Annotated in this window: 14 protein-coding genes and 1 pseudogene; 7 read left to right on the plus strand and 8 right to left on the minus strand. The window is 69.3% G+C overall.

Features of this window, described 5'->3' with window-relative positions; genetic code table 11:
* From VG296_RS03615 to rarD, 5 genes and pseudogenes are all read left to right on the plus strand, one after another.
* Window positions 1-1101, plus strand: a pseudogene (locus VG296_RS03615) (2-oxoglutarate ferredoxin oxidoreductase subunit alpha); the annotation flags it as partial.
* Window positions 1101-2123: a 2-oxoacid:ferredoxin oxidoreductase subunit beta gene (locus VG296_RS03620; protein ID WP_325563014.1), complete on the plus strand. Its 1023-nt coding sequence runs from the start codon at window positions 1101-1103 to the stop codon at window positions 2121-2123. The pseudogene VG296_RS03615 and the gene VG296_RS03620, both read left to right, overlap by 1 nt.
* Before the next feature lie 249 nt (window positions 2124-2372).
* Window positions 2373-4880: an amino acid permease gene (locus tag VG296_RS03625; RefSeq protein WP_325563016.1), complete on the plus strand. Its 2508-nt coding sequence runs from the start codon at window positions 2373-2375 to the stop codon at window positions 4878-4880.
* A gap of 218 nt (window positions 4881-5098) precedes the next feature.
* The gene (locus tag VG296_RS03630) at window positions 5099-7255 is read left to right on the plus strand and encodes a carbohydrate-binding protein (protein WP_325563018.1); all 2157 of its coding nucleotides are present in this window, start codon (window positions 5099-5101) and stop codon (window positions 7253-7255) included.
* Between the two features lie 77 nt (window positions 7256-7332).
* Window positions 7333-8328: an EamA family transporter RarD gene (rarD, locus tag VG296_RS03635; RefSeq protein ID WP_325563020.1), complete on the plus strand. Its 996-nt coding sequence runs from the start codon at window positions 7333-7335 to the stop codon at window positions 8326-8328.
* Here rarD and VG296_RS03640 read toward each other — a convergent pair.
* The 3 genes from VG296_RS03640 to VG296_RS03650 form a co-directional block, all read right to left on the minus strand.
* Window positions 8256-8801, minus strand: a complete 546-nt coding sequence (locus VG296_RS03640; RefSeq protein WP_325563022.1) for a methylated-DNA--[protein]-cysteine S-methyltransferase — start codon at window positions 8799-8801, stop codon at window positions 8256-8258. The two genes, rarD and VG296_RS03640, sit on opposite strands and share 73 nt — an antisense overlap.
* Complete coding sequence (locus tag VG296_RS03645; protein WP_325563024.1) at window positions 8798-10273, minus strand: AlkA N-terminal domain-containing protein; 1476 nt, start codon at window positions 10271-10273, stop codon at window positions 8798-8800. The genes VG296_RS03640 and VG296_RS03645 overlap by 4 nt, the downstream gene beginning before the upstream one ends.
* Window positions 10274-10380: 107 nt before the next feature.
* Entirely contained in the window at window positions 10381-11397 is a 1017-nt protein-coding gene (locus tag VG296_RS03650) for a polyprenyl synthetase family protein (protein ID WP_349259448.1), read from the minus strand.
* 171 nt (window positions 11398-11568) lie between these two features.
* On the opposite strand from VG296_RS03650, the gene VG296_RS03655 reads away from it, so the two are divergent.
* The gene (locus tag VG296_RS03655) at window positions 11569-12498 is read left to right on the plus strand and encodes a hypothetical protein (RefSeq protein ID WP_325563028.1); all 930 of its coding nucleotides are present in this window, start codon (window positions 11569-11571) and stop codon (window positions 12496-12498) included.
* A gap of 19 nt (window positions 12499-12517) precedes the next feature.
* Entirely contained in the window at window positions 12518-13189 is a 672-nt protein-coding gene (locus VG296_RS03660; protein WP_325563030.1) for a hypothetical protein, read from the plus strand.
* Window positions 13190-13269: 80 nt separating this feature from the next.
* On the opposite strand, the gene nuoN is transcribed toward VG296_RS03660, so the two are convergent.
* Genes nuoN through VG296_RS03685 form a run of 5 tightly spaced genes read right to left on the minus strand, consistent with a single transcriptional unit; the run spans window position 13270 to window position 19456 of the window.
* Window positions 13270-14844: an NADH-quinone oxidoreductase subunit NuoN gene (gene nuoN / locus VG296_RS03665; RefSeq protein ID WP_325563032.1), complete on the minus strand. Its 1575-nt coding sequence runs from the start codon at window positions 14842-14844 to the stop codon at window positions 13270-13272.
* A complete protein-coding gene (locus tag VG296_RS03670; RefSeq protein ID WP_325563034.1) occupies window positions 14841-16397 on the minus strand; it encodes an NADH-quinone oxidoreductase subunit M in 1557 nt (518 codons plus the stop codon). The genes nuoN and VG296_RS03670 overlap by 4 nt, the downstream gene beginning before the upstream one ends.
* Before the next feature lies 1 nt (window position 16398).
* Window positions 16399-18327 carry an NADH-quinone oxidoreductase subunit L gene (gene nuoL / locus VG296_RS03675; RefSeq protein WP_325563036.1) on the minus strand — a complete coding sequence of 643 codons (1929 nt, stop codon included), beginning with the start codon at window positions 18325-18327 and terminating at the stop codon, window positions 16399-16401.
* 14 nt (window positions 18328-18341) lie between these two features.
* Window positions 18342-18641, minus strand: a complete 300-nt coding sequence (gene nuoK / locus VG296_RS03680) for an NADH-quinone oxidoreductase subunit NuoK (protein ID WP_212518589.1) — start codon at window positions 18639-18641, stop codon at window positions 18342-18344.
* Window positions 18638-19456, minus strand: coding sequence for an NADH-quinone oxidoreductase subunit J (locus tag VG296_RS03685; protein WP_325563041.1), 819 nt, complete (start codon window positions 19454-19456; stop codon window positions 18638-18640). Before VG296_RS03685 ends, nuoK begins: the two co-directional genes overlap by 4 nt.
* Window positions 19457-19508: the final 52 nt, after the last annotated feature.

The raw sequence follows: 19508 nt of genomic DNA on the forward strand, positions 1-19508 counted from the left end.
CTGCCGCTGTTCCTCGGCTCCTACCCGATCACCCCGGCCTCCGACATCCTGCACGAGCTGGCCAAGCACAAGGCCTTCGGCGTGCGCACCTTCCAGGCGGAGGACGAGATCGCCGCGATCGGCGCGGCCCTCGGCGCGGCCTACGGCGGGTCCCTCGGCGTGACCACCACCTCGGGTCCCGGCGTGGCGCTCAAGTCGGAGGCGATCGGCCTCGCCGTCTCGCTCGAGCTGCCGCTGATCATCTGCGACATCCAGCGCGGCGGGCCCTCGACCGGCCTGCCCACCAAGACCGAGCAGGCCGACCTGCTGCAGGCGATGTTCGGCCGCAACGGCGAGTCCCCGGTGCCGATCGTGGCGCCGCGCTCGCCCGCCGACTGCTTCGACGCGGCGATGGAGGCGGTGCGGATCGCGCTGACCTACCGCACCCCGGTCTTCCTGCTCTCCGACGGGTACCTGGCCAACGGCTCGGAGCCGTGGCGGATCCCGCCGGTGGACGAGCTGCCCGACCTGCGCGAGGCCGCCACGTTCGCGCAGCCCGAGGACTACCCGGACGACAAGGTCTTCCTGCCCTACCAGCGCGACCCGGAGACCCTGGCCCGGCCCTGGGCCGTGCCCGGCACCCCGGGTCTCGAGCACCGGATCGGCGGCCTGGAGAAGGCCGACGTCACCGGGGAGATCTCCTACGACCCGGCGAACCACGACCACATGGTGCGCACCCGCGCGGCGAAGGTGGCGGGGATCGCGAAGAGCATCGCGCCGCTGGAGGCCGACGATCCGGACGGCTCCGCCCGCCTGCTGGTGCTCGGCTGGGGCTCGACCTACGGGCCCGTCCAGGCCGCCTGCCGGCTCGTGCGCGAGCGCGGCGGCGCGGTCGCGCACGCCCACCTGCGCCACCTGAACCCCTTCCCGCCGAACCTCGGCGAGCTGCTTGGCCGGTACGACCGGGTGCTGATCCCGGAGATGAACCTGGGCCAGCTCGCCCTGCTCGTCCGGGCGCGCTATCTGGTGGACGCGGTCGGCTACAACAAGGTCCGCGGCCTGCCCTTCACCTCGACCGAACTTGCCGGCGAAATCGAAGACATGCTTGGAGCTGCTGAGTGATGCTGGACGTCACGGCCTCGGCCGGAGCGCTGTCGGCGAAGGATTTCAAGTCCGACCAGGAAGTCCGCTGGTGCCCCGGGTGCGGGGACTACGCGGTGCTGGCCGCGGTGCAGAGCTTCCTGCCGAGCCTGAACCTGAACCGCGAGAAGATCGTGTTCGTCTCGGGAATCGGCTGCTCCTCCCGCTTCCCGTACTACCTCAACACCTACGGCATGCACTCGATCCACGGCCGCGCCCCGGCGATCGCCACCGGCCTCGCCGCGGCCCGCCCCGACCTGTCGGTCTGGGTGATCACCGGGGACGGCGACGCCCTGTCGATCGGCGGCAACCACCTGATCCACGCGCTGCGCCGCAACGTGAACCTGAAGATCCTGCTGTTCAACAACCGGATCTACGGGCTGACCAAGGGCCAGTACTCGCCCACCTCCGAGCCGGGCAAGGTGACCAAGTCCACCCCGTACGGCTCGCTGGACGCGCCGTTCAACCCGGTCTCCCTGGCGCTCGGCGCCGAGGCCACCTTCGTCGCCCGCACCATCGACTCCGATCGCAAGCACCTGACCTCGGTGCTGACCGCGGCCGCCCAGCACCCGGGCACCGCGCTGGTGGAGATCTACCAGAACTGCAACATCTTCAACGACAACGCCTTCGAGCACCTCAAGGCCCCCGGCGAGCGGGACCGGCACCTGCTGCGGCTCGAGCCGGACGCCCCGCTGGTCTACGGCGAGCACAAGGTGGTGTGGGACGGCGAGCGGCGCGGCCTGACCGTGACCGATCTCACCGACCCGCGCCCGGCCGTCACGCACGACGTCGCCGCCGACGATCCGGCGTACGCCTTCGCGCTCGCCCGGCTGCAGGACCCGGCGACACTCTCGCCGACCCCGATCGGCGTGTTCCGCAGCGTCCGGCGGCCCGTCTACGACGATCTGATGGCGGACCAGCTCACCACGGCCGGCTACGGCGAGAAGGCGCCCGACCTCGGCGCGCTGCTCGCCGGAGGCGACACCTGGACCGTGGGAGGCTAGCCGCCGGACGGGGGTAAGATACGTTTCGATAACTCACTTAGCCTAACTCAATTCTTCTCGCACAGTTCTCACACCACCGGCGGTCGGACAAGTGGATGAACCGACCAGGTCGATGGTAGGAACGATCCTTGGTGAGGGCATGAGCATTGCGTCAGAAGCGTATGCAGCTGGCAAAAAGGCTTGTGCGCACCACCGCGGCGGGCGTGCGGCCCGAGGGCAGAACAGAGTGAGCAGAGGCAACCGGCAGACATGAGCACCTCAACCACGGGGACGACACCCGAGGCGGCGTCCGACGCGGCAGCGCAACCCCCAGCGCTGTCCGCCGCCGCGGTGGACATCCCGGAGAGCCTCGGCTACCGGGTCAAGCGCACTCTCCTGGGCAAGCCGCTGGTCAACGACCAGCTGTACGGCGAGAAGCTGTCCCGGCCGATCGCCCTCGGCGTGCTCGCGCCGGACTGCATCTCCTCCTCGGCATACGGCACCGAGCAGATGCTGACCCAGCTGATCCCGGTCTTCGGCCTGGCCGGCTTCGCCCTGGTGATGCCGATCACCGGCGTGATCCTGGTGCTGCTGATCGTGCTGACGCTGTGTTACCGGGACGTGGTCTCGGTCTACACGAAGGCGGGCGGCTCCTACGTCGTGGCGCGCGAGCAGTTCGGCGTGAAGGTGGCCCAGGTCGCCGCAGTCGCCCTGCTCATCGACTACATCGTGACCGTGGCCGTGCAGATCGCGGCGGGCACCATCGCCGTCTCCTCCTGGTTGTCGCTGACCTTCAACATCGACATCACCGGCTGGAGCATCTGGATCTCGATCTTCATGATCATCCTGCTCTGCTACGGCAACCTGCGCGGGATCCGGGAGGCGGGCCGGGCGTTCGCCTTCCCGATGTACTTCTACGTGTCGATGATCGGGCTGACCGTCGTCGCCGGCCTGATCCGGCTGATCATCGGCGACCTGCCGCACGCGACCAACTTCAGCGACACCAAGTACGGCGGCGCGCTCGGCACCCAGCTCGACTCGGGCGCGGGCACGCACGCGATCCTGACCGGGATCGCGATCGTCGGCCTGCTGCGCGCGTTCGCCAACGGCGGTTCCTCGCTGACCGGTCTCGAGGCGATCTCCAACGGCGTCTCGGCCTTCCGCAAGCCGGCCGGCCGCAACGCGCGCAAGGCCATGGTCTGGATGTCCGTGATGCTGGGCTCGCTGGTGCTCGGCGTGTCGATCCTGGCCTGGCAGACCCACGCCACGCCGTACTCGTCCGGCAGCCCCTCGGTGCTCGGCCAGCTCTCCAGCCTGATCTGGGGCCACAACGGCTTCGGCAACGTGATGCTGACGATCGTGCAGCTGGCCACCGCGCTGATCCTGTACACCGGCGGCAACACCTCGTTCAACGGCTTCCCCTTCCTGGCCTCCTTCGTCGCCGAGGACTCCTTCCTGCCGCGGCAGTTCCTGCACCGCGGCCACCGGCTGGCGTTCTCCAACGGCATCATCGTGCTGGCGGCCATCTCGATGGGCCTGCTGGTCTTCACCGGCGGCAACCTGACGCGGCTGGTCTCGCTCTACGCGATCGGCGTGTTCACCGGCTTCACCATGGCCGCCGCGGGCCTGTTCAAGTACCACAAGAACCGCAACGAGAAGGGCCGCACGATCAAGCTCGTGATCAACGGCACCGCGTGCGTGCTGAGTGCGGCGGTCGTGCTCATCTTCGCGATCTTCAAGTTCACCGAAGGCGCGTGGATGGTCGTCGTGATCTTCCCGATCGGCGTGTTCGCGCTGATCAAGCTGAATGAGCGGTACCGCAGGGAAGCGGCGGCGCTGGCCGGCGCCCCGGCCAGCGCGAGCGTGCCGACGCTGACCCGCAGCACGGTGCTGGTGATGGTGGACTCCGTGGACCTGGCGGTCGTCAAGGCGCTGCGTTACGCGCGCTCGCTGCGGCCGGTCGAACTGCGCGCCGTGCACCTGATGATCGACTCGAAGCACGCGGAGCACCTGCGCAAGCGCTGGGACGCGTCGGTCGCCGCGGACGTGCCGCTGGAGGTCATCGAGGTCCCGGACCGGCGGCTGCGCCGCGCGGCGGCCGAACTCGCGGCCCGCACGCACGAGGAGACCGGAACCGAGGTCACCGTGATGCTGCCGCGCCGCGTCTACGCCTTCACCAGCCGGCTGCTGCACGACCGTACGGCCGACAAGATCGCCGGCGCCGTCTCCCGGCAGCCGCACGTCGCGGCCATGATCGTGCCCTTCGACGTGGTCGAGGCGATCGAGGAGATGCAGGGCGCCTCGGCGGACGGGGCCTCCGGCAAGGTCACCCGCGGCGGCCGGGCCAAGCCCGGCGCGGGCACCAGGAACGACGGCACGCCGGCGCACCAGGTGCGGCGCACCAAGAAGATGCTGCTGGACGCCGAGTGCGTGATCGACGAGGACCAGCCCGCCGGTGGCGCGCACACCGAGGTGCGCCCGCCGATCGCGGTCCGCGAAGTGCGCTGGCGCAACCGCGCGACGCTCGAGGGCCGGATCCGCAGCGTGTACGTGGGCCCGGTCTCGGGTTCGCCCGCGCTGGAGGCCGAGCTCTACGACGAGACCGGCGGCATCACCCTGGTGTTCCTCGGCCGCCGGTCCATCCCGGGCATCGAGCCCGGCGCGAAGGTCCGCGTCGAGGGCATGGTCGGCGAGACCGAGGGCTACCTGGCGATGACCAACCCGTCCTACCGGCTGCTGCCGCGCGAGGGCGAGGAGGACGGCGACGAAGAGGGCTGAGCCGCTGTTCCGGCGCCCCGGGCGTACCCGACGATCTCGGTCGGGTACGCCCGGGGCGCCGTCGTTTTCGCACCCGCCAAGTACCGGAACCTGGCTCAGCTCTTGACAGCGGTGTTACGCGGCCGTAAACAATTCCGTGATTGGAGAGCGCTCTCCCAGTCCGCGCCAAGGCACCTCGCACCCGAACTGCGCGCGCCGCGTTGAAAGGGAACTCCAGCATGCCCGCACACTTCCGCGCCTTACTCACCAGCGCCGCCCTGCTCGCCGGGAGTCTCACCGGCGTCGCGGCCGCGACGATAGCGTTCGCGCCCACTGCGTCGGCCGTCACCGTGCCGCCGGCCCCCTCGGGATGGAACACCGTGTTCAGCGAGGACTTCGCCGGAGCCGCCGGCTCCGCGCCGTCCGCGCAGAACTGGTTCTACGACATCGGTACCGGCTACGGCACCGGCGAGACCGAGCAGACCACGAATTCGACCAACAACGTCTACCTCGACGGCAGCGGGCACCTCGTGCTCAAAGCCACCAACAACAACGGCACATGGGACTCCGCGCGTATCGAGAGCACGCGGGACGACTTCCAGGCGCCGGCCGGCGGCAAGCTCGAGATGACCGCGTCGATCGAGCAGCCGAATCCCGCCAACGGCCTCGGCTACTGGCCCGCGTTCTGGGCGCTCGGCTCGCCGATGCGCACCGGCGGCGGCTGGCCGCAGTCCGGCGAGATCGACATGATGGAGGACGTCAACGGCCTGAACCAGGCCTCGCAGACGCTGCACGACTCGGCCGGCAGCAGCGGCCACGGGCTGATCTCGTGCCCTGACACGAGTTCGTCCTGCCAGACCGGGTACCACACGTACTCGGTGATCGTGGACCGCACGAACACCAGCGCCGAGACGCTCGAGTTCGTGATGGACGGCACGGTGGAGAGCACCATCACCGAGGCGTCCGTCGGCACGGCCGCCTGGCAGGCGGCCGTCGACCACGGCTTCTTCATCATCTTCGACCTCGCGATGGGCGGGAACTACCCGGACGGGGTGTACGGCTCGACCACGCCGACGTCGGCCACCTCCTCCGGCGCCTCGATGAGCGTGGGCTACGTCGCCGTGTACGAGCAGGGCGGCAACTCCACGCCCACCGGGACGGCGACCGCCACCGGAGCGGTCACCGGCATCAACGGCCTGTGCGCCGCGAACCAGAACGTGCTCAACACCGAAGGCAATCCGATCGTGGTCAGCGGCTGCGACGGAGACCCCGGCCAGCAGTGGTCGCCGTACTCGGACGGGACGGTGCGCGTCCAAGGAGGGTGCCTCGACGTGGTGAGTGCGGGGACTACCTCGGGCACGAACGTCGACTGGTATGCGTGCAACGGGTCGAACGCGCAGAACTGGACGTACCAGTCCAACGGCGAACTGGTGAATCCGAATTCAGGGCTCTGCCTGACTGATCCAGGCGGCAACACGAGCTCCAGGCTCGACATCGAGACCTGCACGGACTCCGCGCAGCAGCAGTGGAAGCTGCCCACCGGTTCATCGACCGGCGGCGGTTCTGGAACGATGTCGGTCACCGCGTCACAGTACGCCGCGCAGAACTCCACCCAGAACGAGGCCACGGCGGACACCGGCGGCGGCAACGACGTCGGCTGGATCAACTCCGCCAGCTGGCTCGAATACACCGGCGTCAACTTCGGCAGCGGGTACACCGGCGTCGAGGTACGCGACGCCTCGGCAATCGCCGGCACGAACATCGGATCGATCCAGTTCCGGCTCGATTCGCTGACGGCCACACCGTTCGCCACCGTCAACGTGAACGGCACAGGCGGCTGGCAGACGTGGGTGACGAGCTCCGATTCGGGCGCGTCGCCAACACCCACCGGTAGTCACACGCTCTACGTCACCTTCACGACGTCGACCGGCGCCAACTTCGTCAACGTCAACTGGTTCGAGTTCACCGGCGGCAGCACCTCGAATTCCGCTAACCCGGTGACTCTCACGGCGTCGCAGTACGCCGCGCAGAACTCCACCCAGAACGAGGCCACAGCGGACACCGGCGGCGGCAACGACGTCGGCTGGATCAACTCCGCCAGCTGGCTCGAATACACCGGCGTCAACTTCGGCAGCGGATTGTCCGGCAGCGTGCAGGCCCGCATCGCCTCGGCCGACACCGGAACCAATATCGGCACGGTGCAGTTCCGACTGGACTCGCTGACCGCCACGCCGTTCGCGACAGTGAACGTCAGCGGCACCGGTGGCTGGCAGACCTGGGTCACCGGGACGGCCACCGCGAGCCCCGTCCCCAGCGGTACGCACACGGTGTACGTCACCTTCACGACGTCGACCGGAGGCAACTTCGTCAACGTCAACTGGTTCAAGTTCAGCTAGCGGATCCGGTGTCGATGCCCCGTTCAGAATTCGGACGGGGCATCGACACACGTAATAATCAAATTAGACTTGCGCCCATGACGGAGCGGCGGCGCGGGTTGATATTCGGCTTCGGCGCGTACGGAATCTGGGGCCTCTTCCCGCTCTACTGGCCGCTGCTGGAGCCCGCGGGGGCCGGGGAGATCCTGGCGTGCCGGATGCTGTGGTCGCTGGTCTCGGTGGCGCTCGTGCTCGCCACGATGCGGCACTGGGCCTGGGCCGGCCCGCTGCTGCGCTCGCCGCGCAAGATGCTGCTCCTGCTGGGCGCGTCGGTCTGCATCAGCGTCAACTGGGGGACGTACATCTGGGCGGTCAACGCGGGGCACGTGATCGACGCCGCTCTCGGCTACTTCCTCAACCCTCTCGTGACGGTGTTGTTCGGCGTGCTGATCCTGCACGAGCGGCTGCGGCCCGCGCAGTGGCTCGCCGTGGGGATCGGCGCGGTGGCAGTGCTCGAACTCGCATTCGCGGCCGGGCACCTGCCGTGGATCGCGCTCGTGCTGGCCTGCTCGTTCGGGACGTACGGGCTTTTGAAGAAGCTCGCCGCGGTGCCCGCGCTGGAGTCGATGGCGGTCGAGTCGGGGTACCAGTTCGTGCCCGCGCTCGGTTATCTCATCTACCTGCAGGTCGCCGGCACCGCCGTCTACGGACACGCCGCGTGGCACGTCACTTTCCTGCTGACGCTCGCGGGCGCGGTGACGCTGGTTCCGCTGCTGCTGTTCGCCGGTGCGACGAACCGCCTGCCGCTGTCGATGATCGGGCTGCTGCAGTTCCTCACACCGGTCCTCCAACTGCTCTGCGGCGTGCTCGTCAACCACGAGACCGCGGCGGGCAGCGAGTGGATCGGATTCGGGATCGTCTGGGTCGCGCTGACGGTGCTCACCGTGGACGGGCTGCGCCAGGCGGGGGCGTCGCGCGCTGCGGCCCAGACGAGCGCCGCGGCTCAGACGGCCGGCGCAGCTCAGGCGAGCGGCTCCGGGAGCACGCCCTCGAGCACCAGCAACGCCTCCTTGGTGGCCAAGCCGTCCGCGTAGCCCGTCAGCGAGCCGTTCGCGCCGATGACGCGGTGGCACGGGATGAGGATGCCGAGCGGATTGGAGCCCACCGCACCGCCGACCGCGCGGGCCGCGACGCGATCGAGGCCCAGGGCCGCCGTGACCTTGCCGTAGGTCGTCGTGCTGCCGTAAGGGATCTTCCGCAGTTCGTCCCACACACGGCGCTGGAAGGACGAGCCGCGTGGCTCGAGTTCGAGGTCGAACTCCTTCAGGTCGCCGGCGAAGTACCCCTGGAGCTGCGCGATCGCGTGCGCGAACTCCTCGGGCGCATGCTCCCAGCTCTCGTCGATGCGGGCGACGGGCCGGTTTCTGTCCTCGCTCCAGACCTGCAGCGTGACGCCGGTGAGCACGACGCCGCCGGGGGCGGACGCGTCGCGCACTCCGGTCAGCAGGTAGCTGCCGACGGGGCTTTCCGTGGTCGTGTAGATGGTGGCTGTGCTGGTGGAAGTCATGAGTTGCTCCAGAAGTAGTGGATCGCGTAGGACGCCCAGGGGTGCCAGGACTCGACGTCGGTACGGTCGAGGCCCGCCTTCTTCATCGCGGACTTGATCACGACGTCGCCGGCCGGCACGACGTCCGGGTCGCTCAGGGCACGCATACGCAGGTAACCGGCCGTCCACGGCCCGATGCCGCGCAGTGCCAGCAGCTCCTGCTGTGCCTGGTCGCGGTCCGCGCCCGGGTCGAGGCGCACGCTGCCGTCGGCCAACGCGCCGCTGATCGTGCGCAGGGTCTGCTTGCGCGACTCCGGCATGCCCAGCTCGGCGAAGTCCGCGTCCGCCAACGCCTGCGCCCCGGGGAACACGTGCGTCAGGCCGCCGGTCGGCTCCGGCAGGGGCTCGCCGCGCTCGGCGACGAGCGTGCCCGCGAGCCTGCGTGCCGCCGCCACGGTGATCTGCTGGCCGAGGACCGCGCGGATCGCCATCTCGTCCGCGTCGGCCGCGCCGGGCGAGCGCAGGCCCGGGGTCTTCCTGCTGAGCGGACCGAGGACGGCGTGCGGACCGAAGTACTCGGCGACGGCCACCGGGTCGGCGTCGAGGTCGAACAGCCTGCGCATCCGGCCGATCGCCGTCGTGAACCCGCGCAGATCGGCCAGATCCAGCCGGCAGTCGAGCCACGCTCCGCCGCCGCCGGAACCGTCGTTGTGCCGCTCGCGCACCTCGACGATGCCGGGCCCGTGCTCGAAACTCAGGGTCCGGCGGTACACGCGGTCGCCGCGCTCACCGACCATCTCCTCGACGCCGGGGATCGCACGCGCGCCGATGAAGTCGAAGATCTGCTCGCGGGCGTACGGTTCGCGGTACGCCAGCCGCAGCGAGATCCCGCTGCCGCCGTTCGTCCCCCGTTCGGCCTTACGCGCCGAGTCGCGCAGCTCGGTCGGCGTCGCCGCGTAGATCTCGCGGATCGTGTCGTTGAACTGCCGCACGCTCGCGAAGCCCGCCGCGAACGCCACGTCCGTCGCGGGCAACTTCGTGGTCTGCAACAGCACGCGCGCGGTGTGCGCACGCTGCGCCCGGGCCAGCGCGAGCGGACCCGCGCCGAGCTCCGCGACGAGATGCCGCTGCACCTGCCGTTCGCTGTAGCCGAGCCGCACCGCGAGCCCGGACACGCCCTCCCGGTCGATCACACCGTCGTTGATCAGCCGCATCGCGCGCCCGATCACGTCGGCCCGCAGGTTCCACTCCGCAGAGCCCGGCACCGCGTCCGGCCGGCACCTCCGGCACGCGCGGAACCCCGCCGCCTGCGCCGCCGCCGCACTCGGATAGAAGCGCACGTTCTCCCGCTTCGGAGTCGTCGCCGGACAGCTCGGCCGGCAGTAGATCCCGGTGGTCAGCACCGCGATGAAGAACACGCCGTCGAACCGCGGATCACGCCCGCGCACGGCGTCGTACCGGTGCTCGTCCGTCTGAATTCCGCTGGTCGCCATGAGTCCATGATGACCCCGGACCCGCCCGGTCTCTAGCGGCTTTCGGACATGGATGCTGGCGTCGGCACAGCACGGTCGGTGCAAGTCGGCACAACGCCGACCGCCGCTCAGACGGTGCGGGAGTGGACCAGGTCGCAGAGGGCGTAGAGGGCGGCGCGGGCGGGGATGTCGGGGAGGGTGGCGAGCAGGGCGCGGGCCTCGTCGGCGTAGCGGCGGGCGGTGGCGCGGGCCTGGTTCATGGCCTCGTGGGCGCGCAGCGACTCGAGGGTCTCGGAGACGAGGTCGTCGTCGGTGATGGGGCCGGAGAGCAGCTCGCGCAGGCGGGCGGAGGCGGCGTCGGTCGAGGCCAGCGCGTAGAGGGTCGGCAGGGTCGGGACTCCCTCGCGCAGGTCGGTGCCGGGGACCTTGCCGGACTCCTCGGGGCTGCCGGCGATGTCCAACACGTCGTCCGCCAGCTGGAAGGCGAGGCCGAAGACCTCGCCGAAGCGGGTGAGCTGGTCGACGACCGGGCCGGGGGCGCCGGAGAGCAGCGCGCCGAAGCGGGCCGAGGTGGCGATCAGCGAGCCGGTCTTGTCCGAGAGCACGCGCAGGTAGTGGTCGATCGCCGACTCGCCGGGGGCGGGCTCGAGGCATTCGTTGATCTGGCCGGTGACGAGCCGCTCGAAGGTGATCGCCTGCAGCCGCACGGCCTCCGGGCCGAGGTCGGCGAGCAGCTGAGAGGCCTTGGCGAACAGGAAGTCGCCGGTGAGGATCGCGATCGAGTTGTCCCAGCGGGCGTTGGCGGTCTGCACGCCGCGGCGCAGCGGGGCCTCGTCCATCACGTCGTCGTGGTACAGCGTGGCCATGTGGGTGAGCTCTACGACGCAGGCCGCCACGAGCACGTCCGGGACGACCGCCTCGCCGAACTCGGCCGCCACGAGGGTGAGCAGCGGACGGAAGCGCTTGCCGCCGGCCTCGACCAGGTGGCCGGCCGACTCGCGGATCAGCGGATGGTCGCTGTGCGCGGCCTCCTGGAGCAGCGCCTCCACGTCCGCGAGGCTCGAGGTGACCCGCGCGATGAGTTCGGCGTCCGAGGTGATCAGCCCCCAGGGAAGGGTGCTCGCGCGTCCGGTCTCCACCTGCACGCTCACGTTCTCGCCTTCCGCCCGATAGGGTCAGCCATTGTCCACACTTGCAGCTTCCCAACCTAGTGCATGCCCCTCCTCGGACGACGCCAACGTCGGCATATCGAAACGCCCCGTCCTGCTGCTACGCTCCCCGGCGTAGCGGCCACATGTCGAGGGAGCGGCGCGCGAATGAGCGAAGCGATAGTCAAGGCGCTGGACGAGGCGGCGAGTCGGGTCGGGGCATCGCTCGGCAAGGACGCCTCGAAGGCGATCACCGACCTCTACCGGGATTCGAGCAGCAAGCTCACCGATGTCGTCAAGCGCAGCGTGGGCTCGGACGTCGAGCACGCCGGCCAGCTGAAGCAGATCGCGGACAAGCTCGAGCAGAACGCCGCGCGCACCGGCGTGAGCGACGCCGAGAAGGCCACCGAGAACGCGGCGCTGAAGCAGAAGCTCTCGGACATCCTCCACGATCCGGGCAGCGGCACGAAGCCGACGATCAAGCGCGAGGACAACGACTTCTCCCAGGACCACTTCGTCCCGAACGACCCGAAGACGAAGCAGCCGAAGATCGACAAGACGACCGGCAAGCCGGTCGAGGTCGGCAAGTCCCACATCAACGCGAACGGCGACCTGGAGCCCGCGAACCCGAACGGCAAGACGACGATGACCCAGCACGTCATCGGCGGCAACAACCCGGCAATCAAGGGCAGCAGCCCCTACACCTCCTTCGCGCCCTCGAAGGGTGTCGGCGGCAAGCAGTACGGCAGCCACGAGTACCAGGTGGACTACAACAAGCTGCAGCAGGACATCGGCGGCGGGAAGGTCAACGGCGTCGAGATCCACGACCCGGCCTCGGTGCAGGGCTCGATCCAGGGCGAGATCGACGGCATCGCGGGCCAGCACGTGGTCGTGCCGCACGGCTCGCTGCCGAACGGGGAGATGACCCAGCCCGAGAAGGCCGCCTTCGGCAAGCAGGTCGCGCAGCAGTTCGGGATCAAGGGCGAGGCGAAGAACGACCTCACGGCCCGGATCAACGCGCTGTCCAACTCGCGCCGCGACAACGAGTGGCTGGTCAAGGGTACGATTCCGGGCAGCTACCTGACGAAGATCCGCTAAGCCGGTGGAGGGAACGCAGATGGACGACACGGCCGGGGACGGGCAGTACCAGCCGGGCGAGGTTGCCGAGCGCCTGTTCTTCACCAGGCCCGACGGTACGGAGACCGAGCCGGACTCCGCGATCGCGGTGGCGGCGGACGACGAGGGCTGGGTGCCGCTCGAGCCGGACGCGCGGGCCCTGCTGGCGGACGAGTCGGCGGAGCCGTACGACCGCTACCTGGCGATGACCGCGCTCACCCGCTGGGGCTCGCCGGTCGGCTACGCGGCCGTCCAGGCGGCCGCCCAGGACCCGGACGAGCAGCCCTGGCGGGACTACTCGATCGACCGGTTCTACAGCCTGGACAATACCTTCGCGCTGCTCAGCCGGGCCGTCATCGACAGCGTCGACCAGGCCGTCGAGCGCGGCAGCACCGCCGAGCGGCTCGCGGCGCTCGCGGCGCTGATCGGCATCACCGACCGGGTCTACTTCGAGCACAACCTCTCCCCCTCCGGCATGTACCCCGAGGACATCGCGCAGCTGCGCGGGCCGATCGAGACGCAGATCGAGCGCGGGCTCGCCGAACTCGCCGCGGCCCCGGCCGACGTGCCGCTCCCGGGGTGGGTGTCGGACCAGGTCGAGGAGCTCGCCAACGCGCTCGGCATGATCGACAAGGACGCGGCGGACGCGTACAAGGCGCGGATTCCCGCGTAGCCGCACAGCCGGCCGGGCAGTTGGCCGCCGCCCGTCGCCCACGGCCTCTTTGACGTGGGCGCCGGACGGACGCTTTCTGGTTACTTGGCGAGGGTTCCCGCCGAGTTGTTCGCCAGGTGCAGCAGCAGGCTCGGCGCCACGCCGAGGGCCACGGTGGCGAACGCGGCGACCGCGAGGGCGGTCTTGACCGCGATGGACGGGTGGGCGATGGTCGGCCCCTCCGGCAGCGGGTCGGAGAAGAACATCACCACCACCACCCGCAGGTAGAAGAAGGCCGCGAGCGCGCTGGCCAGCACGGCGACGATCACCAGGTCCGGCGAGCCCGCGTTCAGGGCCGCCTGGAAGATGGCGAACTTGCCGATGAAGATGCTGGTGAACGGGATTCCCGCGAAGGCCAGCAGGAACACGGCGAGCAGCGCGGCCGGGATCGGGGCGCGCCGGCCGAGTCCGGCCCAGCGGGACAGGTCCGTGGCCTCGCCTCCCGCGTCGCGCACCAGGGTGACCACGGCGAACGCGCCGACGATGGCCACGCCGTAGACCGGCAGGTAGAACAGGACTGCCGCGCGGGCCTGCGCGGTCGTCGACGTGACGCCGATCAGCAGGTAGCCGGCGTTGAGGATCGCCGAGTACGCGAGCATCCGTTTGATGTCCCGCTGGGTCAGCGCGAGCACGCCGCCGACGAGCATCGTGATGATGGCGATGGCCTGCATGACGGGCCGCCAGACGGTCTCCGCGCTGCTCACACCCATGCCCACGTCGAGCACCCGGACCAGCGCCCCGAACGCCGCGATCTTCGTGGCCGCGGCCATGAAGCCGGTGATCGGCGTCGGCGCGCCCTGATACACGTCGGGCGTCCACATGTGGAAGGGCGCCGCGCCGACCTTGAACAGCAGGCCCATGCCGAGCAGCGCCAGGCCCGTGTACAGCAGCGCGGATCCGGCGGTCGGGTGGGCGACGTGCTGCGCGATGACCTCGAGGTTCACCGAGCCCGCGTAGCCGTAGAGCATCGCGGCGCCGTAGAGGAAGAACGCGGAGGAGAACGCGCCGAGCAGGAAGTACTTGAGCGCGGCCTCCTGGGACAGCAGGCGACGGTGCCGGGACAGGCCGCAGACGAGGTAGAGCGGCAGCGACAGGACTTCGAGCGCGACGAACATCGTCAGCAGGTCGTTGGCCGCCGGAAACAGCAGCATGCCGCCGACCGAGAACATCAGCAGCGGGTAGACCTCAGTGGTCTGCCAGCCGCGGCGCGTGGTGTCCCGCTCGGCCTGCGAGCCGGGCACCGTGGCGCCCTGCGCGGCGAACGCGTCCTGGTTCTGGTCGGTCTTGCGCTCGGCCACGACCAGCAGGCCGACGAACGCGATCACCAGGATCGTGCCCTGCAGGAACAGCGTCGTGCCGTCCACCGCGACGGCGCCCTGGGCGACCAGGTTCGCACCGCTGTTGTGCAGCGCGATGACGGCGCCGAAGGCGACGGCGATGCCCAGCAGCGCGAGCCCGACCTGGATCCGGTAGCGGTGCGCGCGCGGCGCGAAGGCCTCCACCAGGATGCCGAGCGTGGCCGTGCCGAAGGCGATGAGCATCGGCGAGAGCTTGCCGAACTCGACGTGCGGCGCGACGAACGGGGCTGTGGTGGATGCGGCGGCGAGGACGCTCACTGTTGGCTCCCTGCGGCTCGGGCGGCGTCTGCGACGGTATGCGGAGGCGCGGTGACCACGTGCGTGGTCGACTGCGTGACCGCCGGGTTGATGTACTTGGTGAGGATCCCGGGCGCGAAGCCGAGCACCAGGATCAGCGCCAGCAGCGGGACCACGGCGGTCAGCTCACGCCGGTTCAGATCCTTGAAGCCGGCCACGGACTCGCTCACCGGCCCGGTCATCGTGCGCTGATACATCCAGAGGATGTAGACGGCGGCGAGCACGATCGAGGTGACTCCGAAGATCGCGGCCACCGGGTACTTCTCGAAGGTCCCGACCAGCACCAGGAACTCGCTCACGAACGGGCTCATGCCGGGCAGCGCCAGCGAGGACAGGCCGGCCAGCAGGAAGGTGCCGGCCAGCAGCGGCGCGACCTTCTGCACTCCGCCATACGCGTCGATCTCCGCGGAGCCGCGTCGGCGGATCATGAAGCCCGCCAGGAGGAACAGCGCGCCGGTCGCGAGGCCGTGGTTGACCATGTAGAGCGAGGCGCCGACCTGGCCGCGCGAGGTCCACGCGAACACGCCGAGCGTGATCAGGCCGAAGTGCGAGATCGAGGTGTACGCGATGAGTCGCTTCATGTCGCTCTGGCCGATCGCGAGCAGCGCGCCGTAGATCGTGCTGATGACCGCGAGGACGAGCACGACCGGCGTGAACCAGTGCGAGGCGTTCGGGAACAGTTCGAGGCAGAACCGCAGCATCCCGAAGGTGCCGATCTTGTCGAGCACGCCGACGAGCAGCACGGCGGTTCCCGGCGTCGCCTCGGACGCCGCGTCGGGCAGCCAGGTGTGGAACGGCCACAGCGGCGCCTTCACCGCGAAGGCGATGAAGAACCCGAGGAACAGCCAGCGCTCGACTCCGGTGGAGAAGTGCAGTGTGCCGCTGGAGACGGCGTTGGCCAACGCGGGGAAGTCGAAGGGGTTCGCGACGGTGCGGTTCGCCACCACGTACAGCCCGATCACCGCGGCCAGCATCAGCAGTCCGCCGAGCAGGTTGTAGAGCAGGAACTTGACCGCCGCGTACGAGCGCTTCTGCTCGCCGCTGCGTCCGTACGAGCCGATCAGGAAGTAGCTCGGGATCAGCGTCGCCTCGAAGAGCACGTAGAACAGGAAGACGTCGGTGGCCGCGAAGACGCCGACCATCATGACTTCCAGCACCAGCAGCAGTGCGAAGAACGGGCGCGGCCGGTCCTTGTCGTCGTGCCAGGAGGCCAGGATGACCACCGGCGCGAGGACGGCCGTCATCAGGATCAGGACGAGCGCGATGCCGTCCACGCCGACCGCGTAGTTGATATGGAACTGCGTGATCCAGTTGTAGCTCTCGGTCAGCTGGAACCTCGGCCCGCCGACGTTGAACTTGACCGCGTCGAGGACGGCGAAGACCAGGGTGAGGATCGACGCGCCGAGCGCGATCTCCTTCGAGCGCTTCACCATCCCGGACGGCAGTAGCGACATCGCGGCCACGCCGACCGCCGGCGAGGCGATCGTGAGAGTCAGATACGGGAAGCTCGACATGTCAGCCTCGCACCAGGAGTAGGGCCAGGATCAGCAGCGTGGCGCCGCCGAACATGGAGAGCGCGTAGGAGCGGACGAAGCCGGATTGCAGCTTCCGTAGTCGGCCCGAGCTTCCGCCGAGCCCGGCCGCGAGGCCGTTGACGACGCCGTCCACGCCCTTCATGTCGAAGTACACGAGCACCCGCGTCAGCATCTGGCCGGAGCGCATGAACGCGACCTCGTTGAACGCGTCGCCGTACAGGTCCTGACGCGCCGCGCGGGTCGCGAAGGAGCCGAGCGGGGGCTGCGACGGAGCCTGCTGCAGGCCGTAGCCGAGGTAGGCGTAGCCGGCGCCCGCGACCACCACGGCCAGCGTGATCACCTGGAGCACGACGGAGTTGATGGGCGAGTGGCCGTCGCTGTGGCCGGTGACCGGGGTCAGCCAGTTCAGGAACGCGCTGTGGTAGGAGAACAGGAAGCCCGCGGCCACGGATCCGATCGCCAGCACGGCCATCGGGATCACCATGACCCACGGCGACTCGTGCGGGTGCGGCTCGTGGCCCTCGGCGTCCGGCACCCAGCGCTTCTGGCCGAAGAAGGTCATCAGCATCACGCGGGTCATGTAGAACGCCGTGATCAGCGCGCCGAGCAGCGCCGTGCAGCCGAGGATCCAGCCGGACGTGCCGCCCTGGCTGAACGCCGCCTCGATGATCTTGTCCTTCGACCAGTAGCCGGAGAACGGCGGGCAGCCGATGATCGCGAGATAGCCGAGACCGAAGGTCGCGAAGGTCCACGGCATGTACTTGCGCAGCGCGCCGTAGTGCCGCATGTTCACGTCGTCGTTCATGCCGTGCATGACCGAGCCCGCGCCGAGGAAGAGCCCGGCCTTGAAGAAGCCGTGCGTGATCAGGTGCATGATGGCGAAGACGTAGCCGACCGGACCGAGGCCGGCGGCCAGGATCATGTAGCCGATCTGCGACATCGTCGAACCGGCCAGCGCCTTCTTGATGTCGTCCTTGGCGCAACCGATGATCGCACCGAACATCAGCGTGACCGCGCCGACGATGGTGACGACGAGCCGCGCGTTCGGCGAGACGTCGAAGATGGCGTTCGACCTGACGATCAGGTAGACGCCCGCGGTGACCATCGTCGCCGCGTGGATCAGGGCGCTGACCGGGGTCGGGCCCTCCATCGCGTCGAGCAGCCAGGACTGCAGCGGGAACTGCGCCGACTTGCCGCACGCGCCGAGCAGGAGCAGCAGGCCGATCGCCGTCATCGTGCCGGTCTTCGCACCGGACGCGCCGTTGAGCACCGGACCGAAGGCGAAGCTGCCGAAGGTCGTGTACATCAGCATGACCGCGATCGACAGGCCGACGTCGCCGACCCGGTTGACGATGAAGGCCTTCTTGGCCGCGACCGCCGCCGAGGGCTTGTGCTGCCAGAAGCCGATCAGCAGGTACGAGGCGAGGCCCACGCCCTCCCAGCCCGCGTACAGCAGCAGGTAGTTGTCGGCGAGGACGAGCACCAGCATCGCGGACAGGAAGAGGTTCAGGTAGCAGAAGAACTTCCGCTTGTTCTCATCGTGCTCCATGTAGCCGATCGAGTAGATGTGGATCAGCGAACCCACACCCGTGATCAACAGCACGAAGACGATGGAGAGCTGGTCGAGGTGGAAGCCGGCGTCGGCGCTGAAGCCGGGGACCGGGATCCAGGTGTAGATGTGCTGGTCGTAAGAACGCTGATTGCCCGGCTTGGCGAGCAGCGCGAAGAAGAGCACCGCGCCGAGGACGAAGGAGCCGACGGCGGTGGCACAGCCGAGCAGGTGGCCCCAGCGGTTCGTCCGCCTCCCGCCGAGCAGCAGGATCGCAGCGCCCGCCAGGGGCAGCAGGACCACCCACGCGGTCAGGGTGAACGTGCCGGTCGCCGCGACCGGGGCATAGGACGGTGTCATGCGCCTTCGGCCTCTCAGTACTTGAGCAGATTGGCGTCGTCGACCGAGGCCGAGCGGCGAGTGCGGAAGACGCTGATGATGATCGCCAGGCCCACGACGACTTCGGCCGCCGCGACCACCATCGTGAAGAAGGCGATGACCTGGCCGTCCAGCGCGCCGTGCATCCGGCTGAAGGTGACGAACGCCAGGTTGGCCGCGTTGAGCATCAGCTCGATGCACATGAACACGACGATGGCGTTGCGCCGGATCAGCACGCCGAGCGCGCCGAGGGTGAACAGGATCGCGGACAGGTAGAGGTAGTTGTCCGGGTTCACTTCGACACCTCCTCGTTGCTCGTGTCGTCGCGCGGGACGACGGCCGTTCCGTTGCGGCGGGCGCCGGGCAGCGGCAGCGGACGGAAGCCGCGCACCGTGCCCCGGCCGCGCAGGGTGGCGTTGACGCTGACCTCGCTGGGCGTGCCGTCGGGCAGCAGCGCCGGGGTGTCCACCGCGTTGTGCTGCGCGTACACGCCCGGGTTGGGCAGGCCGGTGAGCGCGATCTTCTCGCCCTTGCCCCAGCGCTCGAAGCGCTCGATGGACAGCTCGCGCTGCGACTTGCGCGGCACGGTGCGCTCCCGGTGGGTGAGCACCATCGCGCCGGTCGCCGAGGTGATCAGGACGGCCGAGGAGACCTCGAACGCCCAGAAGTAGCGGGAGAACAGCAGCAGCGCGAGGGACTGGACGTTGCCGCCGCCCTTCGCGTTCGCCGCGTTCGTGCCGATGAACTCCGGCAGGTTCGCGTGCGCGTAGACGCCGATCAGCACGGCCCCGAAGGCGAGCACGAACGGCACGGCGAGCCAGCGCTGGCCGCGGATCGTCTCGACCAGCGAGTCCTGCGACTCGATGCCGATCAGCATGAGCACGAACAGGAACAGCATCATCACGGCGCCGGTGTAGACGACGATCTGCACCACGCCGAGGAAGACCGCGCCCTGCGCCATGTAGAAGAAGGCCAGGCAGAGCATCACGGTGCACAGGCACAGCGCGGCGTGCACGATCTTCTTGGAGAAGATCAGGCCGAGTGCGCCGGCGACCGAGATGATCGAGCCGATCCAGAAGAGGAAAGTCTCGCCGTGACCGGTGTTGCCCATCAGAAACTCCCTCCAGCCATGGCTCCGAGGCGCGAAGATGATCGAGCCGATC

Source organism: Actinospica sp. (assembly GCF_035552695.1).
In the GTDB taxonomy this organism is placed as follows: Bacteria; Actinomycetota; Actinomycetes; order Streptomycetales; family Catenulisporaceae; genus Actinospica.